We start from the raw sequence: 21,262 nt of genomic DNA on the forward strand, positions 1-21,262 counted from the left end.
TGAAGGGGCGGAGCGGATCAGGCGTTGCGGCGACGGCGCAGTACGTGACCCACCAGCAGCACGCCGCCGAGCAGGGCGCCACCGAAGCCGATACCGGGCAACAGCGCGGCAACCGGCAGCAGCAGGGCGATCAGGCTGACACCCCAACCCAAGCCGTCATTGCCAACGGGGGCGTGCTGCGAGCCGGCCAGCAGCCGGTCGACGCTGAGTGCGCCACCGCCGTTGAGGATCAGTGGCAGCAGCATGGCCAGGAACAGCAGCGGCAGCTTGAAGTTGCCGTAGCCCTGGTCGGTGATTGCATAGCCCTGCCAGAGTTCGCCCAGGCCGTTCCATTGGTCGGGCCAGTGCACGGCGGCGATGGCGACCACGGTCAGCACCCAGAAGATGTAGGCCACCGAGCGCGTGGCCAGGCCGAGCAGCAGCATCACTGCACCCACCAGTTCCAGCCAGGTGGCCAGCTGCCAGTTCAGTGATGCGGGCAGGGTGGAGAACGGGAAGGGGAAGCGACCTTCCAGGTCGGCGAACCAGTTCTGGCCGCCCAGCTTCTCGCGGCCGGATTCAAAGAACTCCCAGGCCAGCAGGGTGCGCAGCGCCAATGGCGAGAGCCAGCGGCCGACAGCGTCCAGGCGGGGGGTGTACACGGAAGAGGCGGTGCTGATCATGGTGGTGTCCTGCGGGCCAGTGGTCGATGGAGTCCATTCCAGGCGGCGCAGGTATCGGCAACGTGTGCCGTTGCCCGGGGTTTTGTCAGCGACTGTGGCTGCGGCCGGGGTTCGTACAGTCAGATACAAAGACGATGCGTTGATGCAATCGGGGCGATGCGCGCCCGCATGCGGGGAGCGATATCCACCCGGCAGCGCCCGGCCCGGCGCGGCGGCCGAATGTATCCCACTGTAGAAACCCGCCTGGGCCCTACAGTCCGGTACAACTCCGCGCCGCGGAGAAACAGCGCCGATACACCGGCAGGCGGAAATGGCCACTCCCAACACCGGACTGCCACCCATGATCCGTACCTCGTTGCTCGCCGCCGCTCTCGCCCTTGCCGGCGCCGCCGCCCCGGCCTTCGCTGCCCAGGCCGATACCACTGCACCGCCCACCGTCATCCTGGTGCACGGCGCGTTCGCCGATGGCTCCAGCTGGAGCAAGGTCATCAGCACGCTGCATGACTGGAAGCTGCCCGCGGTGGCCGTGCAGAATCCGCTCACCTCGTTGGCCGACGACGTCGCCGCCACCCGCCGCGCAATTGCCGCTGCGCCCGGCAAGGTGGTGCTGGTCGGCCACAGCTGGGGTGGCACGGTCATCACCGAAGCCGGCAATGACCCGAAGGTGCAGGCGCTGGTGTACGTGGCGGCCTTCGCACCGGATGCAGGCCAATCTTCGGCGCAGCAGGGCGAAGGTTTCCCGGTCGGTCCGGGCCTGGCCCGACTGCAGGAGAAGGATGGCTACCTGACCTTGCCGGCCGATGCCATTGCCCAGGACTTCGCGCCGGACGTGATGAAGAAGTCGGCTGCACTGCTGTACAGCACGCAGGTCCCGTTGAAGGCCAGCGCGCTGGGCGAGGTGGTGAACGTTGCGGCGTGGCGCAGCAAGCCGAGCTGGTACGTGCTCAGCCGCGATGACCGCATGCTGTCGCCGCAGCTGCAGGCCGCGACCGCACGTCGCATCGGTGCACAGCTGCAATCGATCGGCAGCAGCCATGTGTCGCTGCTTTCGCATCCGGCGCAGGTGGCCGACAGCATCCTGGAAGCGGCAGGGGTGAAGCCGGCGGAACTGCCGCTGGCCGAGCAGGGGGGCTGAGCGATGGCCGCACTGCGAGGGTATGCACTGCCGCTGTTGCTGGGGCTGCTGGGCGGAGCGGCGTTGTTGCTGGCATGGCCCGGCGCCGATGCCGGCGCGCAGCCGCTCGATGCCGCACCGATGGCGGGGTTCGACGGTGGCGGGCCCTGGCACAACAGCTCCCCGCTCACACTGAAGCAGTTGCGGGGGCAGGTGGTGCTGGTCGAGTTCTGGACCTACACCTGCAGCAACTGCCTCAACGTGGCGCCGTATGTCCACCAGTGGCACGCACGGTACGCGTCGCAGGGCCTGAAGGTGATCGGCGTGCATACGCCGGAGTTCGCCTATGAAGGGCTGCCCCGCAACGTGCGCAGGGCCATCGCACGGTTGGACATCACCTGGCCGGTGGTGCAGGACAACCAGTACCGGATCTGGAACGCCTGGGACAACCGTTTCTGGCCCGCGCTGTACCTGCTCGACCGGCAGGGGCGGGTGGTCTACCGCCATTACGGCGAGGGCGACTACGCACGTACCGAAAGCGAGATCCAGCGCCTGCTGGCCACCCCCTGAGCCGCGCTACCATGGCTACGCCGCGCGGCGCTGTCCCCCTGCCTTCATCGAGAACGCAATGAACCCTGTACCGCACATCCTGGTCGTCGACGATGACAGCGAGATCCGCCAGATGCTGGCCGACTACCTGCAACGCAACGGCCTGCGCGTGAGCCAGGCCGACGGTGGCCGGGCCATGCGCGCACTGATGGATACCCATGCAGTGGACCTGGTGGTGCTGGACGTGATGATGCCGGGCGAGGACGGCCTGAGCCTGTGCCGCAACCTGCGTGCCGGCAAGCATCGGGCGGTGCCGGTGGTGCTGCTGACCGCACGCGACGACGAGACCGACCGCATCATCGGCCTGGAAATGGGCGCCGACGACTACGTGACCAAGCCCTTTTCCTCGCGCGAACTGCTGGCACGCATCAACGCGGTGATTCGTCGCACCCGGATGCTGCCGCCGAACCTGCAGGTGAGCGAAGCCGGTCGCCAGCTGGCCTTCGGTGCCTGGCGCCTGGATACCACCGCGCGCCATCTGCTGGATGCGCAGGACACTGCGTATCCGCTCAGTGGCGCCGAGTTCCGCCTGCTTCGCGTGTTCCTCGATCACGCCAATCGGGTGCTCAGCCGCGACCAGCTGCTCAGCCTCACGCAGGGCCGCGATGCCGAACTGTTCGACCGCTCGATCGACCTGCTGGTCAGTCGCGTGCGCCAACGGCTGGGGGACGACGCACGCGAGCCGACCTACATCAAGACCGTGCGCAGCGAAGGCTATGTGTTCAGCGTGCCGGTGCAGTTGCTGGGGCCGGACGAATGAACACCGGCGCACGCCGTCCACGCTGGCCGCGCACGCTGTCGGCGCGGCTGCTGCTGGTGCTGCTGGGCGGGCTGGCGCTGGCCCACGCGCTGTCTTTCGGCCTGCTGTTCTTCGAACGCTACCAGTCCACCCGCAGCATGATGCTGCGCAACCTCGATGAAGACGTGGCCGTGAGTGTCGCGCTGCTGGAGCACCTGCCCGCGGACCAGCGCGATGCGTGGGTGCCGCGGCTGGAGCGGCGCACCTACCGTTACCTGCTGCGCCCGGCTGCGGCCGGGCCGGGGCTGCAGACTGATCGTGCACGCCAGGTCACCGCGATCATCGACGACAGCCTGCAGCATCGCTATCCGTTGCAGGCGCGCCAGGTAGCTCGCCTGCCGGAGCGGTTCGAGGTGGAACTGCACCTGCATGACGGCACACCGTTGACCATTGAAGTCACTCCGTCGGGCCTGCCGCTGGCGCGCTGGCTGCCCGCCGTGCTGCTGGTGCAGCTGGCGTTGCTGCTGGTGTGCGCGTGGCTGGCGGTGCGCCTGGCCATGCGCCCGCTGCAGCAGCTGTCGCAGGCGGTGGAACAGCTGCAGCCGGGCAAGGACGGGCCGGCACTGCCTGAAGATGGTCCTGCGGAAGTAGGCGGTGCGGCGGCCGCACTCAATGCACTGCAGGCACGCATTCGTGGCCATGTCAGTGAGCGCCTGCAGATCCTCGCAGCGATCTCGCACGATCTGCAGACCCCCATCACGCGCATGAAGCTTCGGGTGGAGAGCCTGCCTGAAGACAGCACCCAGCAGCGACTGCTGGCCGACCTCGACCACCTTGGGCAACTGGTGCGCGAAGGCGTGGCCTATGCGCGCAGCAGCCACGTCGCCAGTGGCGCGCCGGTGTCGATGGACTTGGGTGCGTTCCTGGCCAGCGTGGTCGGCGACTACGAGGACATGGGCAAGCCGGTCAGTGGTGGTGCGCCCGCTGGACTGGTCGTGCAGACCTGGCCGCAGCCGCTGCGCCGGGTGGTCGGCAATCTGGTCGACAACGCGTTGCGCTACGCCGGTGCCGCCGAGATCGAGGCGGGCCGCGATGAGGCCGGAAGGGTGTGGATCGGAATTTCCGACCGTGGCCCCGGCATTCCCGAGGGCCAGCTGCAGGCAGTGCTGGCGCCGTTCCATCGGCTGGAGAGCTCGCGCAACCGCGATACCGGCGGCACCGGCCTGGGCCTGGCCATCGCGGTGCAGCTGGTGCAGTCGCTGGGCGGCTCACTGCGGCTGCACAACCGCGAGGGCGGCGGTTTGCGGGCGGAGCTGCAGCTGCCGGGGTAACGGGCGCGGTCAGAGCATCCACGCATGGCGTGGATCTACAGCATTCCTGCACCGCCCGGGAATCGGCGATCATCTGCAGCGAGTGTTGAAACCAGGGAGCACCACGCAATGCAGGGAACGCATCATTCAATCCGGCGCCTACGCTACGCCGCGTTGCTGATCGCCGCGCTGCTGCTGGCGGCCTGCCAGCGCACGCCTGACCTGCCGGCCGAGGCGCCCACTGCAGACACGCCGGTTGTCGCGCCAACGGCCGCCACCGATCTCTCCCCGCTGCTGGATGCCCTGCCGATCTGCGCGCTGGACGGCTGGTACATCGATCAGCAAACCGACCGCCCGGCCCACCCCTGGTTGGCTGCGAACGCACCGAAGTCCTGCAAGGAGGACGAGGAGAACGAGATCGCCACGTTCTGCGTGCAGGGGCAGTGGAAGGGGTTGCCGGTGGAAGAGGTGATCCTGCCGACGATGACGTTCGTCTCGTTCCGTGGGGCCAGGATCGGCCTGCCGTTGGAGAAGGCGCGTTCAATCGCCCGCCAGCACCTGGGGCAGGACTTCCCGGGTGGTGTGGCTTACGAAGCGGGCCGTGAGCCGAAGCTGCTGGCCGACCCGGAGGATGCGCAGTATTCGTGGCTGCTGTGCAGCACCCCGGAACTGGGCCACGACGCGGACAGCGCGGGAAGCATCAGCTATTCCGGCATGAACCTGCCCTACGACCACGACGGTTGCAGCTACCGCTACAGCCCGGTCGACTTCTGCGATGCGCAGCACCGCGCCGCCATCGAAGATGCCCTCCAGACCCGGAAACCCGATTTCAACCAGCACTATCTGCTGGTGCAGGTCGATGATCGTCCCGAGTACTTCCAGCGCACGCTGGTGCTGGTCGATACCCGCACGGGCAGGGCGACGCCATTGCCGTTCGATGCCTTCACCGGGCCAGCAGGGAAAGGCGGAGATGCCACCGGCTACGGGACACTGGAAACGGGCGTGGACCAGCCGCAGTTCTGCCTCGAGGGCGCGTTGCTGGTCTACCGCGTGTTCGAGGAGGGGCGCTTCTGCTTCGGCTTCGACGGCGAGCATTTCACCGGGCATGAAACCCAGTACATGCAGGCGACGGACAGCTGATGACCGGTATTTCACCCCGGCCATGCCACCCTGCTTCAAACCTGCGCAACCGGGATCGAGGCTGTTGAAGGCGAATACGCAATGACCGCGGCGCGGCAGCGCTCGATGTGGGTGGCCGGCCTGTCCACGGTGGTGGAGTGGTACGACTTCACCCTGTACCTGTACTTCGCCACGGTCTTGTCGCGCGTGTTCTTCGGCGGTGGCGAGCAGGCGCTGCTGGTCACCCTGGCCGGCTTCGCGGTGTCCTACCTGATGCGCCCGCTGGGCGCGCTGTGCTTCGGCCACCTGGGCGACCGCTTGGGCCGGCGCTGGATGCTGCTGGCGTCGATGGCCTTGATGGCGGCGGCGATGCTGGCCACTGCGCTACTGCCGACTGCGGCCACGGCAGGTACCACGGCGGGCGTGCTGCTGCTGGTGTTGCGCTGCGTGATGGCCTTTTCGGTGGGCGGCGAGTACACCGGGGTGGTGGCGTACCTGCTGGAAAGCGCACCGGCGCGGCGACGTGGCCTGGTGACCTCGCTGGCCTCGGCGGCTAGTGAAGTAGGCGCACTGCTGGCGGTGGCGATCTCGGCGCTTACGGTTGCGCTGCTGCCCACCGCGCAGCTGGACAGCTGGGGCTGGCGTATTCCGTTCTTCGTCGGTGCGGCACTGGCACTGGTGATCCTGGTCGCGCGCTCGGGCATGCACGAATCGCCGGAGTTCGAGCGACAGCGCCGCGAAGGCAGCATTCCGGCTACACCGCTGCGCCACGTACTGCGTAACCACCCGCTGGCGGTGGCACGCACCTTCGCGATCTCGGCGCTGGGATCGATCACCTACTACGTGGGCATCACCTATGTGCCGGCGTTCCTGCATGCACAGGGCCACGACGAGGGCGATGCATTGTGGCTGTCTACGATTGCGGCAGTCGCGGTCATCGCGATCACGCCATTGTGTGGTGCCTTGTCCGATCGCGTAGGGCGTCGGCCGATGCTGCTGGGCCTGACCCTGCTGGCAGCGCTGCTGCCGCTGTCCCTGTTCGCGTGGATGGCGCAGGCAACGGCGCTGGGCATCGCGCTGGCGGCGGTGCTGCTGGCCTGTGTAGCCGGTGGTGTGAGCGCGGTGGCGGCCCCGGCCACGGCCGAGCAGTTCCCGGGCGAGGGCCGGGTCAGCGGGCTGGCACTGGGGGTGACCATGGCCACCGCCTTCTTCGGCGGGGCAACGCCATGGCTGGCGCAGTGGTGGGTGGAGCGCAGCGGGTGGGCAGCGGCACCGGGTGCGATGATCGCGCTGGTGGCGGTGCTGGTGCTGCCGGTGCTGTGGACCCTGCCCGAGACGGTCCCGGGCAGGGCCAAACGCTAGCGGGTCAGACCTTCAGGGTCTGCTCGATGTCGGCCAGTACCGCGGCCGCATCCACGCCAATGGCAATCGACTGCACCACGTGGCCGTCCCACACGCTGGGGCCGAACGCCAGGCCTTCCGGCTTGGGAATCGTCATGCCGCGGGCAACGCCGTCGGTGGCCACGCGCACGCTGGCGCGCTCGAACTGGAACAGTTCCGGGCGGGTCAGCGCGATGCAGGCGCAGCAGTCGTGCACGACCATGCCCTTGTGGCCGGCCTGCAGGTAGAAGTCGACGTAATCCTGCGACAGCGCACGCACCAGCTCGGCATCGGCGCCGCCGATCGCAGCCAGCGTGTCCAGGCCGTCACGGTCCATTTCCACGCGGGTGGTCACGTCCAGGCCGATCGCGGTGACCGGCCAGGTGGCGGTGAATACCACGTCGGCGGCTTCTGCATCGCCCCAGATATTGGCCTCGGCGGCCGGGGTGATGTTGCCGTTGACGTGGAAGGCGCCGCCCATGATCACCACGCCGCGCACCAGGCCGGCGATGTCCGGGGCCTGCTGCAGGGCCAGGGCCAGGTTGGTCATTCGACCGACTGCGACCAGGGTCACTTCGCCCGGATGGGCGCGGACCAGGTCGATGATCAGCTGGTGGGCCGGGCGCGCGTCGGCGGCCACGTCCAGTTCGGCCGGCACCGGGTGATTGCCCAGCCCGTTGTGGCCGTGGATGTGCACCGGCCAGGCTTCCGGAGTGGCTTCCGGTTGCAGCGGGCCTTCGGCACCGCGCGCGACCGGGGCGGCAAAGCCCCAGGCCTGCTTCAGGTACAGCGCGTTGTGCGTGGTCGATTCCACCGAGGCATTGCCGAAGGTGGTGGTGACGCCGACCAGGTCGATCTGGGCGTGCTTGTGCAGGTACAGCAGGGCCAGGGCGTCGTCGACGCCCGGGTCGGTATCGAAAATGACTTTCAGCATGTTGTTGTTCTTCTTCTTCCGTGTGGTGCGGGGGGCGCCGACGGCCGCGGGGCAGGCCAGCGCGCCCTACATTGTCCCATCTTCATGACAGGCAGGGCCATTGCCGGGGTGGCAGGCCATAATGCCCCCAGTCCAGGCACGGAGCCGCCGAATGCTGATCGTTGCCCTTCTGCTGGTCCTGCTGGTGCTGGGCCTGAACGTGGTGGCTACCGTGGTGATCGTCAGGCGTGATGGCCTGTCGGCGGGCGGCCGGACGGTGCAGTTGCTGCTGGTCTGGCTGCTGCCGCTGGTCGGTGCGATCCTGTGCATGGCGGTGGCCACGGCCGATGGCTCGGGAAGCCGGGGGGATGGCGGCGGAAGCCATGACACCTCCGTTGGCTGTTCCAGTGACAACCACAGCCATCACAGCTACAGCAGCGCCGACTGCAGCAGTGATGGTGGTGGGGGTGACGGCGGCAGCTGCGGCGATTGAGGCCTCTGTAGAGTCGAGCCATGCTCGACTGCCCTTCGTTCCAACGCCGCGATGCCTGATCGAAAAGCAGTCGAGCATGGCTCGTCTCTACAAAGGCGACGACAGCCCGCTCAGCCGCCGCCTTCGGTCGGCAACGGCGCTGGTACGTTCAGCAGCCCGCCCGCCGCCACATAGGCGGCCAGTGCCTGGCCCTGGCTGAGCAGATGGCGTTCCATGGTGCGTTCGGCAGCCTGCGCGTCGCGGCGGCGGAAGCACTCCATCAACTCGCGGTGTTCGGCCAGTGACTGCGCGGTGCGGCCGGGGGTCAGCAGCTGGCGGCCGCGATGCATCTTCAGGATGCGGTGCAGGTCGTGGGTGATGCGGATCAGCCACGGGTTGCCCGCGTAGTGCTGCACGGTTTCGTGGATCAGGTAGTTGTTGCGGTAGTACTCGGCGATGTTGCCTTCGGCCGCCGCCGCCTCCATCGCTGCATGCAGGTCTTCCAGCTGCTGCACGCCGGCGTCGTCGATGTGCTTGACCGCCTCATGCGCGCAGCGGCCTTCAAGCATCGCCATCACCGGGAACAGCTGGTTGAGGTCTTCCAGCGTCAACCGGGTGACCCGGCTGCCACGACCGGCATCGATCTGCACCAGGCCTTCGGCGGCCAGCAGCTTCAGCGCCTCACGCAGGGGCGTGCGGCTGATGCCCAGTTCTTCGCACAGCGCGGGCTCGTCGATCCACTCGCCCGGCGGCAGCCGGTAATCGTAGATGCGCTCGCGCACATGTTCGGCCACCTCTTCATACAGGGGCGCGCGCTTCTTTGGTGACCGCGGGGCAGGGGCAATGGCCATGGAGGAAGTGTACCGCCAGGTAGTGCCGGCCGCTGGCCGGCAACCCATGATCGCTGGATGGCTTCATGAGATTGCCGGCCAGCGGCCGTCACTACCGTTGGGTGGTTACATCCAGCCCGGCACCACGAACACCAGCCAGGCCAGCAGCGGCCCCAGCGCCACCACCAGGCCGCTGTAGACCAGGAAGCGGCGGAACAGGGTCTCGCGTTCTTCCTTGGCGGCCGAGGCCACCACCAGTGCGCCATTGGTCGAGAACGGGCTGACATCGACGATGGTGGATGACACCGCCAGCGCGCAGATCACGCCGGCGGCGCTGAGGTGGCCCTGCATCAGGAACGGCACCGCCAGTGGAATCGTCGCGCCCAGCACCGCTGCCGATGAGGCGAATGCGGAGACGATGCCACCGACGTAGCAGACCAGCAGCGCTCCGAGCAGCGGGATGCCGATGTCGGAGACACCGTTGCCGATGAAGTCCACCGCGCCGGCATGTTCCAGCACGCCGATGTAGGTCACCACGCCGCAGATCAGCAGCACGGTGGACCAGCTGATGCCATCGACCGCACCCTTCTGGCTCTGCGGGGACAACAACGCCAGTGCCACCGCCACGGTGATCGAGACCAGGCCAACGTTGAGGTTGTAGATCAACGCCGCCACGCCCAGGCCCAGCAGGCCGATCAGGGTGAACAGCCGCTCGCGGGTCAGGCTCACTGCATCCAGTGCGACCGGATCATTGGACAGGGTGCCGCCACCGGCAGCAACCAGCGCACCATGGCCTTCGATCGCGAACTGGCGCGACGATGCCTGCGGGCTACCGGCCATCGCCAGCTCGGCAGTGCCGAGCGTTCCTGCTGCGGTGATCGAGCCACGGCGCAGCAGCGCGATGCCACCGAAGGCGAAGAAGCAGATCGTCGCCATCATGAAGTTGAAGCCCAGGCTGGTCAGGAACACCGCCATCTCGGTCACTTCCAGCCCGGCCTTCTGCACCACGCCGTTGGTGATGCTGCCGTACACGCTGATCGGCGAGAAGCCACCCGCCTGCGCGCCATGGATGACCAGCAATCCCATCATCAGCGGATTGATGTTGTACTGCTTGGCAAAGCGCAGGGCGACCGGGCCGATGATCGCAACCGCCGCCGGGCCCAGCGCACCGAACGCGGTGAGGACCGCGGTGATCACGAACATCACCCACGGAATGGCCACGATATGGCCGCGCACGGCTTTTACTGCCCAGTGCACCAGCAGGTCGATGGTGCCGTTCTTCTGCGCGATGGCGAACAGGTAGGTGATGCCGACCAGGGTCAGGAACAGATCGCCGGGAAAGCCGGCCAGGACTTCCTTGCCCCCCATGTCGACCCACAGCCCGCCGATGATGAAGGCCAGCGCGAAGGCGACGGCTCCCATGTTGATCGGCATCGCGGTGGCGACGATGAACATGATCACCAGACCGATGATCGTTGCGATTTGTGGACTCATGCGCCCTCCCAGACACGTGACTCACGTACAGCGCGGATGGAGACCCGCCATCCCGGGGTAAGGCGACGTACGGCGTGTTGCGTGATGCGTACTGCTCGAACCCGTTATTGCAGCCGCTCCAGCGCACTGCGGACCCATGCCGCGGCGCCTTCGAGGCTCTGGAACTCTTCCACCGCGCGCACCTCGCAGCACGGATAGGCCGGCGCGACCATGCGCGCCAATGCATTGCCCGGGCCCAGCTGCAGGAAAACCCGCGCGCCACGCTCGAAAGCCTGGCGCATCACCTGCGCCCATTCGATGGTCTGTGCCAGCTGTGCCGACAGCGTCTGCACCACTGCGGCGCGCTCCCGCACAGGGCGGGCATCGACGCCGGCCAGCAGGGGCAGCTGCGGCGACTGCACCTGCGCTGCTGCCAGGACGGCGGCAAACGGTGCCACTGCGCCGGCCAGCAGCGGCGTGTGCGCGGGCACATGGACCGGCAACGGGCGGATTTCCGCGCCGCACGCCTGCGCGTCTACCGCCAACGCATACAGCGACGGCCGTGCACCACCTACGATGAAGTGGTCATGGCCATTGGCGATCGCGATGAAGGCGCCATGCGCATCGCACAAGCGCTGGGCCGCAGTGCGGTCCAGTCCCAGTACTGCCTGGAGCCCGGCGTCATCGGGGCTGGCGGCATCCATCAGCCGCGCGCGCCGCGCGGATAGTGCCAGGCAGGTGGTGGTGTCGAAGCTGCCGGCGATGGCATGCGCGGCGAGCTCGCCGATGCTGTAGCCCGCGATCACCGCCGGCGTTGGCAAGCCATCGCGCAGGCCCTGCCAGTGCGCCAGGCTGGCTGCGCACAGCAGGGGCTGCGCCTGCACATTGTCGAAGCGGTCGCCGGCGGCCGCGGCGGCGAATACATCGCGGCCCAGCAGTTCGCACGTGGCGTCAAGCACCGGCCGCGCGGCAGCAAGGTCGCGCACGTGATCGAACATCGCCGCATGCTGCGCGCCCTGTCCGGGGCAGAGCAGGGCAAGGCTCATGTGCCCTCCTGCTGCAACAGGAACAGGTTGCAGGCAAGCAGGTCGGCGCTGCCACCGGGGCTCAGGTGACGCGCGACGAAGGCATCAGCGACGAGCTTCAGGCGTGCGCGCCAGTCCGGTGCAAATGCACCGTCCGTGGCAAGGAAATCCTGCGCCTGCTGCTGCGCCCAGCGCAGGCCTTCCGCACCACCGCGATGCAGCAGGTTGAGGTCGTCGGTGTGGGCGACCAGCTGCATCAGCGTGTGGCACATCGCGGCCTCGCGCGTCAGCCCATTGGCCAGCGCATGGCGCAGGCTGGGCAGCGCCACCTCGCGCAACAGCGGGTAACCGGCGGCGGCCTGTTCGCGCACGCCAGGCACCTTGTGCAGGGCGCGCGCACGTTGGCCCGGGCTGCCTGCATCCAGCGGCGCACGTGCGAAATCCGCAGCCCAACGACGTACCTCCAGGCAGACCTGCTCCCCGGTGGCGGCATGGCCCAGGCGGGAGCGACAGGCAGCGGCGGCCGCCACCAGCAGGCCGAGACTGAAGATCGCACCGCGATGGGTGTTGACGCCCGCGGTTGCGCGCAGCATCGCCGCTTCGGCCGCGATACCTTGCTGGCGCAGCGCATCGAACGGAGATTCCGTAGCGCCGGCGCGGGCCACGGCGGTGAAATAATGGCGCAGCGCAAACAGGCTGCGCAGGAACGTGCCCGCATCCATGTCGTGATGGCTGCCGCGATCGAACGGTGTAACCAGTCCCGGTTTGGGTGCCAGGGCCAGTTCTGCATGCAGGCTGGCAACGGCCAAGCGGCCCAGGCGTGCGCAGTCCACGGCCGAATGGGGTTGGGCCGCGCTGTGCACGACAGCGTTCATGCGGCTACCCCGGCGGCGTTGAACAATGCTTCGCGCAGTTCCAGTGCAGCGCCGTCGGCGCGCTTGACCAGCACCTCGCGGCTGCGCCCGGCAAACTCGCGCCAGTTCACGGCGCCGCCGTCGGCCAGCCACAGTTCGCCATCGACGCGACGGCCGTACTCGGTTTCCCATGCCTGCAGGCTCGCGACCAGCCTGTCGGCCTGCGCTGCGCTGCCAGCCTGCCACAGCAGGTCGATGTCCGAGCGCGCATGCACGTAAGGCAGATGGCTGAGCAGCTGCCAGGCAAATGCACCGAATACACGTGCTGGGGCGATGGTCTGCAGTGCCTGCAGTGGGTGTTGCCATTCCACTGGCAGGTTGCCTTCAAGCACCGCCCGCAGCGTTGGCGGAGCCTCGGTCCGCAATACGTCCTGCAGCGGCACGCGCAAGGCGAGGCGCAGCTTGCCCTCCATCGGAGGCAGCGGTACGCCGAGGCGCAGGCGGGGATCGGCATCGTCGGCGGCGCGCCGGGCGACGATGGCCGGCAGACCCTGCGCAAACCAGTCGACCAGGCGCGGCTCATGCGCAGAGATGTCCGCCTGCCAGCCGGCGTGCGCTGACAGCCAGACCAGCGTATGGCGGGGCAGCCGCTCAGGCATCGCCCTGGCTCACGGCTGCAGCCACGCTTGCGGATAGTGTGCGCCCACCACGTTCGGCACCCCGCGCGGCGCGGCGGTCGTCTTCGGCGGGCGTGCGCAGCGCCTGAAGCAGGTGCGTGGCCAGATCGCCATCCCATAGCGATTCCACCGCACCCATCGCCACGTAGTTCTCCACACCCGGCGCGAATACCGGCGAGGCCTGGCTCAGTGCCTGCAGCTTCTCCAGCGGCTGCTTGGTCACCCTTGCCATCGCGCGCAGGTCCATTACCCGCACCTGCGCATCGGGCAGGGCGTGGATATGGTCGGCCATCAAGCCGAACGACAGGAAGCCGCCGCTGACCGACTCGCCGTAGACCAGGGTCACCAGCCGTGCACCCCGTCGGCGTGCCAGATCCAGCGTCTGCGCCAGGTGCGCGAAGTAACCGTTGATGCCAAGCAGTTCGTCACGGCGTGCCAGGCGTTGGCCGGCGGTGTCGACCAGCATCACGATCGGACGCTGTGGATGCGCGGCGGTGCTGGCCAGCACGGTTTCAGCCAGTGTCAGCGCGTGGTCCACGCCCACCTCAAGCTTGTCGGCGGTGCCGATTACGGTCACGTCGCCGTCGTCGGTGGTGGCGGTTCCGGTCAGTACCGAGCCCTCCACGGCAACGGCGTGGCCACGTGGGAACAGGGCATCGAGCAGCGCGTGCAGCGAAAGGCTCATGGCAGGCTCCGATCGGCGGTGGCGGCGAGGAAATCGTCGGTGTCCAGCAGCGGCAGCCGCTCCGGCGCGGCGATGCCCTGCAGCGACCAGATCTCAAAACCATCGCGGCACCCGCCCCAGGCCTGCACGCGTGCCTTCAGTGCAGCATGGCGTTCATGCAGCGCATTCAATGCCGCATCGGCATCGGTGCTGGCGGTATCCGGCTGCAGCGCATTGAATGCCGCTTGCGCAAAGGCCTCGATGGCATCGGGTACCAGTGTCTGTGCCTGGTCGATCAGGTAGCGGTGCTTGCCACCGGTCACCCGCCAGACCAGCGCGCGGTCGCGGGAGTCGAATTCCTCCACGCCGCGAACGGTTTCGATCACTTCCGGTCCGGACAGTGACAGCCGGCCTTCCTCGGACATGATCACCGTGCTGCAGCAGCGGGCCACGATGCCCATGCCACCGAACGCGCCGTTGCCGCTGCCGATCAGTGCCACCACCGGCACGCCTGCAGCGCGCGCATCCAGCGTGGCGCGCATGATCTCGGAAATGGCGATCAGCCCCGCATTGGCCTCGTGCAGGCGTACGCCGCCGGTATCGAGCAGCAGCAACACGCCGTCGGGCCGGGTCGCCGCTGCACGGCGCAGCAGGCCGGTCAGCTTGGCACCGTGCACTTCGCCGACGCCGCCGCCCATGAATTCACCCTGCTGCGCGGCCAGCAGCACTCGCTTGCCGCGCAGCGTGGCTTCACCGACGACGATGCCGTCGTCGAACGCTGCCGGCTGGTCCAGCTGCGCCAGGTGCGGGCTCATCATCCGTCGCGCAGGGCCCAGCAATTCCCGGAACGATCCGGCATCGACCAGCCCGGCGATACGCGCGCGGGCGTCGGCTTCGTAGTAGCTGTGGCGCTGTACGCGGTTCATGGCGTACCTCCAGCGAGCAGCGTTTCCACCGCCTGGTCCAGGCGCAGGCTGACCACCGCCGGCGTGGCGCCGGCATCGTTGATCGAGATGCGTACATCGCGCAGCGGATGGCGCCGTGCGAAATCGCCGATCACCGCCTCCCATACGCGGCCAAAGCCCTGCGCGGCGGTGATGATGCGCACCGTCATCGCGCCGTCCAATGCGGCTGGTTCCAGCAGGATTTCCAGGTTGCCCGAGGCCAGTACGCCGACCAGTACCGCATCGCGCGGGAATTGCACCGGGGTGCGTCCTTCGAATCGATAGTCGAGGGTTTCCATGCTCAGCCCCTTACCAGTTGCGGAAGCGCTTGGGCGGGTCGTACAGGCCGCCGGACCAGCGCACCAGATCCTTCACCGAACGTGCCGCCAGCAGGTCGCGGCTGGCATCGCGCACGGAGATGCCCAGGTCATCCGGGCGGCGGATGACGCCGCGGTCGCGCAGGTTCTCCACCATCGCGCGGTCGCGTCCCAGGCCCACGGCGGTATAGCCGGACACGCCGCGGATCGCCTGTTCGCGTTCTTCCGGGCTGCGGCACAGCAGCAGGTTGGCGATGCCTTCCTCGGTCAGCACATGGCTGACGTCATCGCCGTAGATCATCACCGGTGGCAGCGGCATCTCCGCGCGTTCGGCCAGTTCCCAGGCATCCAGGCGTTCGACGAAGGCCGGTGCCATGTGCTCGCGGAAGGTTTCCACCATCTGCACCACCAGCTTGCGGCCACGCGGCATCTCACCGGGGCGCGCGGCCTGCTGGCCGGCCTTGATCCAGGCGTCGCTGGCATGGCGGCGGCCGCGTGCATCCGAGCCCATGTTCGGTGCGCCGCCGAAGCCGGCGATGCGGTCGCGGGTGGCAGTGGAACTGTTGCCCTGCAGGTCGATCTGCAGGGTGGAGCCGATGAACATGTCACACGCATACAGGCCGGCGGTCTGCGAGAACGCGCGGTTGGAGCGCATCGAGCCATCGGCACCGGTGAAGAACACATCGCTGCGCGCGGCGATGTACTTCTCCATGCCCAGTTCGGAACCGAACGAATGCACCGACTTGACGAAGCCCGATTCGATCGCCGGAATCAGTGCCGGGTGTGGATTGAGCGCCCAGTGCTGGCAGATCCTTCCCTTCAGCCCGAGCGATTCGGCGTAGGTCGGCAGCAGCAGTTCGATGGCGGCGGTGTCGAAGCCGATGCCATGGTTGAGGCGGTTCACGCCGTACTCGGCGTAGATGCCCTTGATCGCCATCATCGCCATCAGCACCTGGATCTCGGAGATCTGCGCCGGGTCGCGGGTGAACAGCGGTTCGATATGGTTCGGCTTCGGCGCCTGCACCACGAAGTTGACCCAGTCGGCGGGGATATCGACGCGGGGGAGGGTGTCGACGATCTCGTTGACCTGAGCGATGACGATGCCGCCGCCAAACGCCGTGGCCTCGACGATCACGGGGGTGTCTTCGGTATTCGGCCCGGTGTACAGGTTGCCGTGCCGATCCGCGGCCTGTGCTGCGACCAGGGCCACGCGCGGGGTCAGGTCGATGAAGTAGCGGCCGAACAGCTCCAGGTAGGTGTGGATGGCACCGATCTGGATGCGGCCCTCGGCCACCAGGTTGGCCAGCCGCACCGACTGCGGGCCGGAAAACGAGAAGTCCAGTTTCGAGGCGATGCCGCGCTCGAACACGTCCAGGTGCGAGGGCAGCGACAGCACCGACTGCACCATGTGCAGGTCATGCACCCGCGCCGGATCCAGGTCGGCCAGGGCCTGGGCGAGGAAATCGGCCTGCTTCTGGTTGTTGCCCTCCAGGCAGACCTTGTCGCCGGGCTCCAGCAGCGCATGCAGCAGCTCGCCGACATCGGCGGCGCCGACCTCATGGCCGCGTGCCCAGGGCGAAGCACGCTCCAAGCGCGCCTGACGGCTGCGTTCCAACGTATCCCAGCTCGGGTTCATCGACCGGCTTCCGATTGGCGTTGAAATAATTACGGCATAATTATGAAGGGCGTGCAACCCGCGGTGCAGCAAATGAAAGGGCCCGCACGGAGGCGGGCCCATTCAGGTAGTCCACGACTGTGGGTCGTGGCGGAGGGCGTGCCGACCAACGGTCGGCACCCACCTGGCACCCAGCGGTTCGCGGGACGCTCAGAACTTCCAGCGCAGGCTGGCCGAGACGAAACGCGGTTCGCCGAAGTTGTTGTAGTCCAGGTTGGCCCAGTAGGTCTTGTCCAGCGCGTTGCGCACGCTCAGGGTCGCGGTCCAGTTATCGCTGATGCGGTAGTTGGCGTTGAACTGCACCAGTGAGTAGGCCGGCTGGTTCACCGTCACCGTGCCTCCCAGCGGGTAGGCAATGTTGTAGCCCTGCACCTTGCTCTGCCACTGCACGCCACCGCCGATGCTCAGGCGCTTGAATGCGCCGCGCAGTTGCAGCTGGGTGTTGAGCTGCAGCAGGTCCTCGGGCGGATTGGCGTACAGCAGGTCGGTGGCGGCGCGGGTCACTTTGACGTGGGTGTAGCCGGCATTGACCGTCCAGCCCGGCAGGATCTCGCCGTTGACATCCATCTCCCAGCCGCGCGCCTTGGTGCCGTTGATGCCGATGTAGGCCGAGCTGCCGTCGCTCAGCGTGCCTTCCGGCACACTCATGTCGCGCACCGCATAGTTGTCCTGCTTGGCCTCGAACACTGCAGCGTTCGCGGTCAGGCGGCCATCGAACCACTGCGTCTTGATGCCCGCTTCCAGATTCGAGCCCTGCACCGGTGCCAGCAGGTTCTCGTTGCGGTCCTTGTAGTTCTGCGGATTGAAGATCTCGGTGTAGCTGGCGTAGGCCGACACATTCGGCGTGATCTCATAGACGAGGCCCACGTACGGGGTGATCTCATCGCTCACCTTGTAGGCACCGCTGGTGCCGGTGTAGACGCCGGCGGCGTTGTACGAGCGGCTGAGGGTTTCCCAGCGGCTCAGGCGTGCACCGGCAATCAGCGAAAGCGGATCGGCCAGGCGCAGGCGGGTGGCCAGGTAGACGCCGCTCTGCGTGGTCTTGGCCACGCGACGTGCACCGGTGCGGGTGTAGGTCACCTCGGAAATGTCGCCGTTCCAGTTGAACACGTTGGGGATGTAGTAGCAGCGCTCACGCCCGCAGGTTGCCCAGTCGCCCGGGAAGTTCAGTGCCAGGGTGTTGGTGGTGCCTTCCAGGTCCGACCATTGCGCGCCGACGGTGAGGTCGTGGTCGCGGCCGAACAGCGGGAAGCTGCCGGTCAGGTAGGCATCGACATTGCGGCGGGTGTCCTTCGAATCACCGGCGGCGGCACGCAGATAGATGCCCGAGCCGGTCACCGGGTCCGGGTTGCCGGTGCCGTACAGGCGCACGTTCTGCACGTTGCCGCGGGTGTAGGCGGTGTTGATCTTCAGCAGCCAGTTGTCGCCGAAACGCTGTTCCAGGTTGGCGAACGCGGTGCTGCTCTCGCGCTTCCAGTAGCTCCACTTCGGCGACAGGTTGGTCGAGCGCGCCAGATGGGCGAAATAGCCCTGGTTGTCGAAGAACGCCACGGTGCCCCAGGTCGAACCGGTCGGGTTGTTGTCCTGGGTCTGGTAACCGACGGTGACCGTGGTGCTGTCGGTGACATCGCCCTCCAGCACCGCCATGCCGGCCATCTTGTTTTCCTTGTAGCGGTCGTAGTACAGCCCACGATCGGTGTAGGCGGCGACCACGCGGCTGCGGAAGCGGCCGTCATCGGTCAGTGGCGCGGTCACATCAGCCTCCATGCGGCGGTAGTCCCAGCTGCCGGCGCTGACCGCGAACGACGCATCGAATTCCTTGCCCGGGCGCTTGCGCAGCAGGTTGACCGTGGCCGACGGCACACCGGCGCCGCTGAGCAGGCCGTTGGCACCACGGATCACTTCGATGCGATCGTAGAAGGCGGTGTCGTACTCCTGGTTGGTGGAGCCGCTGTAGGTGGGAATGCCGTCGACCTGGAAGTCGGTGATCGCGAATCCGCGCGCGTAGTACAGCGGGCGCTGCGTGTCATAGAAGGACACGCTGACGCCGGTCACGTTGCGCATCACATCGTTGATGCTGAACAGCGATTCGTCCTGCAGGCGTTGCAGGCTGATCGCGGTGGCCGACTGCGGCGTTTCCTGCAGGGTGATCGGCAGGCGCGTGGTACTGGCCGGCGGCGCCGACTGCTCGGCACGCACGCTGACCCGGTCCAGGGTCTTGGCGTCGGCTGCGCCACCAGTGGCGGCGAACGCGCTGGGCGTGGCCAGCAGGGTCAACGACGAAAGCAGGGCGGCCGGCAGCAGCGCGCGGCGGGGCAGGCGGTTATCGAAGGTCAGGCACATGGTGGGCTCGAAGCGTGGAGGCGGGGAGGGGCGGCAACAGTCGTCCAGCACCCGGGGCGGCGGCTTCGGGCACGGTCAGGTCCGTCTGGGGGCGAGGCGCGGTCACTGCGCAGGACGCAAATGTAAATAATTCTTAACAACATTACAATTCTCGTCATTGTGCGCAGGGTTCCCGGCACGGGGCATCGCTTTCCGTAGAGCCGAGCCATGCTCGGCTGCTTTTTGCCGGAGCCGAGCATGGGCTCGGCTCTACAGGCGGTAGCCTGCCCAAACGCGAACGGCCACCCGAAGGTGGCCGTCCGTCTGCATCGAAAGGAACCTGCGGGCTTACAGCGCCTGCAGTTCCTCGTTGGCATTGCGCTTTTCCTTGGCCGGCGCCGGAACCGCCGCCGGAGCGGGCGATGCCGCGTTCGCGTCCACCGGCACCTCCAGGTACGGCAGCTGCAGGGTCTGGCTGGTCAGCGTACGGATCTCATTGACCAGCGCGGCGCTGTCGTTGAGCTTGCGCCCGTACGACGGCACGATCTCGCGCAGGCGGGTTTCCCAACCGGCCTTCATCTGCTCGGGGAAGGCCTTGGCCATCAGGTCCAGCATGATCGGCGGTGAGGTCGACGCACCCGGCGACGCGCCGAGCAGGGCGGCGAGGGTGTGGTCCTTGTCGGTCACGATCTCGGTGCCGAACTGCAGCACCGGGCCCTTCAGCGGATCACGCTTGATGATCTGCACGCGTTGGCCGGCGGTGACCAGCTTCCAGTCGCCCGGCTTGGCATTGGGGAAGTACTTGACCAGTTCGGCCTGGCGATCGGCATCATTCAGGCGTGCCTGGCCCATCAGGTACTGCACCAGGTCCAGGTTGTCCTTGCCCACTTCCAGCATCGGGCCGACGTTGTTGTGGGTGACCGACGAGTACAGGTCCCACCACGAGCCGTGCTTGAGGAACTTGGTGCTGTACAGCGCGAACGGCCCGAACAGGACCACCGGCTTGCCGTCCAGCTTGCGCGCATCCAGGTGCGGCACCGACATCGGCGGCGAACCGGTCTCGGCCATGCCGTAAGCCTTCACGCCATGGCGCGAGGTCACGTCCTGGCCCTGGAAGGCAAGAAACTGGCCGCCGACCGGGAAGCCGGCGTAGTCCTTCGATTCCGGGATGCCCGACATCTGCAGCAGCTTCAGCGCGGCACCACCGGCACCGATGAACACGAAGCGGGCGTGGGTGGTGGTCTCGGTGCCGGCCTTGAGGTCCTTCACCGTCACGTTCCAGCTCTTGTCGGCGTTCTGCCGCAGCGCGCTCACTTCGTGGTTCAGGTGCAGGCTGAAGTTCGGGCTGCGCTGCAGGCCGGTGGTCAGCTGGCGGGTGATCACACCGAAGTTGACGTCGGTACCGAGCGGCATCCAGGTCGCGGCGACCTTCTGCTTCGGGTCACGGCCTTCCATCAGCAGCGGGGCCCACTGCTTGATCTGTGCCGGATCCTCGGAGTACTGCATGCCGTAGAACAGCGGGTTCTTCACCAGGGCCTGCTGGCGCTTGTGCAGGTAGGCGATGTTGTCATCGCCCCAGACGAAGCTCATGTGCGGGGTCGGGTTGATGAAGTCGCTGGGCTGGCTCAACCGGCCTTCCTTCACCTGGTGCGACCAGAACTGGCGCGAGACCTCGAACGATTCGGCGATGCCGACCGCGCGCTTGGTCTCGATGCTGCCGTCGGGCAGTTCCGGGGTGTAGTTCAGTTCGGCGAACGCCGAATGGCCGGTGCCGGCGTTGTTCCAGCCGTCGGAGCTTTCGCCGGCGACGCCGTCGAGGCGTTCGTAGACCTGGATGTTCCAGTCCGGCTGCAGTTCCTGCAGGTAGGTGGCCAGGGTGATGCTCATGATGCCGGCGCCGACCAGCACAACATCGACGGGCTTGTCGTTGCTGGCAGCGGGCACCGAGCGCTGGGTCAGCGGCCAGTACAGGAACAGCGCGGCGGCCAGCAACAGCAGCACGAGCAGGGCGAGCAGGGCCTTGCCAAATTTCTTCATGGGGGCGGGATCGTTGGCGGAGGGGAGGAGTTCAGGATGCGCATGGGGCAGGGAAAGGGCGTGAAGAAACAACGCCTTGCAGCATCCATCCGCGATTCTAACCGGATCCGGTCCGTTTTTGATGCA

The 21,262-nt window shown here is 67.3% G+C and carries 20 protein-coding genes; 7 read left to right on the forward strand and 13 right to left on the reverse strand.

The genetic code is table 11. The annotated features are described in order from the left end of the window. Positions 1-17: 17 nt before the first annotated feature. Entirely contained in the window at positions 18-662 is a 645-nt protein-coding gene (locus tag CCR98_RS05665; protein ID WP_087921839.1) for a DoxX family protein, read from the reverse strand. 340 nt (positions 663-1,002) lie between these two features. Between CCR98_RS05665 and CCR98_RS05670 the strand changes: the two genes are divergently transcribed. The 6 genes from CCR98_RS05670 (at position 1,003) to CCR98_RS05695 (ending at position 6,915) form a co-directional block, all read left to right on the forward strand. Further along, on the forward strand, positions 1,003-1,797 hold the full coding sequence (locus CCR98_RS05670) for an alpha/beta hydrolase (protein ID WP_087921840.1): 795 nt from the start codon (positions 1,003-1,005) through the stop codon (positions 1,795-1,797). A 3-nt stretch (positions 1,798-1,800) separates the two neighbouring features. Further along, complete coding sequence (locus CCR98_RS05675) at positions 1,801-2,346, forward strand: redoxin family protein (protein ID WP_087921841.1); 546 nt, start codon at positions 1,801-1,803, stop codon at positions 2,344-2,346. A 58-nt stretch (positions 2,347-2,404) separates the two neighbouring features. Continuing rightward, positions 2,405-3,145: a response regulator transcription factor gene (locus CCR98_RS05680; protein WP_049443785.1), complete on the forward strand. Its 741-nt coding sequence runs from the start codon at positions 2,405-2,407 to the stop codon at positions 3,143-3,145. After that, complete coding sequence (locus CCR98_RS05685; RefSeq protein ID WP_087921842.1) at positions 3,142-4,455, forward strand: HAMP domain-containing sensor histidine kinase; 1,314 nt, start codon at positions 3,142-3,144, stop codon at positions 4,453-4,455. Before CCR98_RS05680 ends, CCR98_RS05685 begins: the two co-directional genes overlap by 4 nt. Before the next feature lie 108 nt (positions 4,456-4,563). Then, positions 4,564-5,574 (forward strand): hypothetical protein, encoded by a 1,011-nt coding sequence (locus CCR98_RS05690; protein WP_087921843.1) that lies wholly within the window; start codon positions 4,564-4,566, stop codon positions 5,572-5,574. A gap of 81 nt (positions 5,575-5,655) precedes the next feature. Beyond that, on the forward strand, positions 5,656-6,915 hold the full coding sequence (locus tag CCR98_RS05695; protein WP_087921844.1) for an MFS transporter: 1,260 nt from the start codon (positions 5,656-5,658) through the stop codon (positions 6,913-6,915). Positions 6,916-6,919: 4 nt separating this feature from the next. Here the strand turns inward: CCR98_RS05695 and CCR98_RS05700 are convergent, their stop codons facing one another. After that, a complete protein-coding gene (locus tag CCR98_RS05700; RefSeq protein WP_087921845.1) occupies positions 6,920-7,867 on the reverse strand; it encodes a nucleoside hydrolase in 948 nt (315 codons plus the stop codon). A gap of 151 nt (positions 7,868-8,018) precedes the next feature. Here CCR98_RS05700 and CCR98_RS05705 point away from each other — a divergent pair, with 151 nt between their 5' ends. Further along, the gene (locus tag CCR98_RS05705; RefSeq protein ID WP_087921846.1) at positions 8,019-8,339 is read left to right on the forward strand and encodes a hypothetical protein; all 321 of its coding nucleotides are present in this window, start codon (positions 8,019-8,021) and stop codon (positions 8,337-8,339) included. Between the two features lie 110 nt (positions 8,340-8,449). On the opposite strand, the gene CCR98_RS05710 is transcribed toward CCR98_RS05705, so the two are convergent. From CCR98_RS05710 to mqo, 11 genes are all read right to left on the reverse strand, one after another. Continuing rightward, on the reverse strand, positions 8,450-9,169 hold the full coding sequence (locus CCR98_RS05710) for a GntR family transcriptional regulator (protein ID WP_012510388.1): 720 nt from the start codon (positions 9,167-9,169) through the stop codon (positions 8,450-8,452). A 105-nt stretch (positions 9,170-9,274) separates the two neighbouring features. Continuing rightward, positions 9,275-10,642 carry an SLC13 family permease gene (locus CCR98_RS05715; protein ID WP_087921847.1) on the reverse strand — a complete coding sequence of 456 codons (1,368 nt, stop codon included), beginning with the start codon at positions 10,640-10,642 and terminating at the stop codon, positions 9,275-9,277. 104 nt (positions 10,643-10,746) lie between these two features. After that, positions 10,747-11,667: a malonate decarboxylase subunit epsilon gene (gene mdcH / locus CCR98_RS05720; protein ID WP_087921848.1), complete on the reverse strand. Its 921-nt coding sequence runs from the start codon at positions 11,665-11,667 to the stop codon at positions 10,747-10,749. After that, positions 11,664-12,521 (reverse strand): triphosphoribosyl-dephospho-CoA synthase MdcB, encoded by an 858-nt coding sequence (gene mdcB / locus CCR98_RS05725; protein ID WP_087921849.1) that lies wholly within the window; start codon positions 12,519-12,521, stop codon positions 11,664-11,666. The genes mdcH and mdcB overlap by 4 nt, the downstream gene beginning before the upstream one ends. Then, positions 12,518-13,159, reverse strand: coding sequence for a malonate decarboxylase holo-[acyl-carrier-protein] synthase (mdcG, locus tag CCR98_RS05730; RefSeq protein WP_087921850.1), 642 nt, complete (start codon positions 13,157-13,159; stop codon positions 12,518-12,520). The genes mdcB and mdcG overlap by 4 nt, the downstream gene beginning before the upstream one ends. Further along, positions 13,152-13,862 carry a biotin-independent malonate decarboxylase subunit gamma gene (gene mdcE / locus CCR98_RS05735; protein ID WP_087921851.1) on the reverse strand — a complete coding sequence of 237 codons (711 nt, stop codon included), beginning with the start codon at positions 13,860-13,862 and terminating at the stop codon, positions 13,152-13,154. The genes mdcG and mdcE overlap by 8 nt, the downstream gene beginning before the upstream one ends. Beyond that, entirely contained in the window at positions 13,859-14,767 is a 909-nt protein-coding gene (locus CCR98_RS05740; protein WP_087921852.1) for a biotin-independent malonate decarboxylase subunit beta, read from the reverse strand. Before CCR98_RS05740 ends, mdcE begins: the two co-directional genes overlap by 4 nt. Next, on the reverse strand, positions 14,764-15,084 hold the full coding sequence (mdcC, locus tag CCR98_RS05745; RefSeq protein WP_087921853.1) for a malonate decarboxylase acyl carrier protein: 321 nt from the start codon (positions 15,082-15,084) through the stop codon (positions 14,764-14,766). Before mdcC ends, CCR98_RS05740 begins: the two co-directional genes overlap by 4 nt. Positions 15,085-15,094: 10 nt before the next feature. After that, on the reverse strand, positions 15,095-16,738 hold the full coding sequence (mdcA, locus tag CCR98_RS05750) for a malonate decarboxylase subunit alpha (RefSeq protein WP_087921854.1): 1,644 nt from the start codon (positions 16,736-16,738) through the stop codon (positions 15,095-15,097). Between the two features lie 189 nt (positions 16,739-16,927). After that, positions 16,928-19,120 (reverse strand): TonB-dependent siderophore receptor, encoded by a 2,193-nt coding sequence (locus tag CCR98_RS05755; protein WP_087921855.1) that lies wholly within the window; start codon positions 19,118-19,120, stop codon positions 16,928-16,930. Between the two features lie 327 nt (positions 19,121-19,447). After that, positions 19,448-21,136, reverse strand: coding sequence for a malate dehydrogenase (quinone) (mqo, locus tag CCR98_RS05760; protein WP_087921856.1), 1,689 nt, complete (start codon positions 21,134-21,136; stop codon positions 19,448-19,450). Positions 21,137-21,262: the final 126 nt, after the last annotated feature.

The organism is Stenotrophomonas sp. WZN-1, from assembly GCF_002192255.1.
GTDB lineage: Bacteria > Pseudomonadota > Gammaproteobacteria > Xanthomonadales > Xanthomonadaceae > Stenotrophomonas.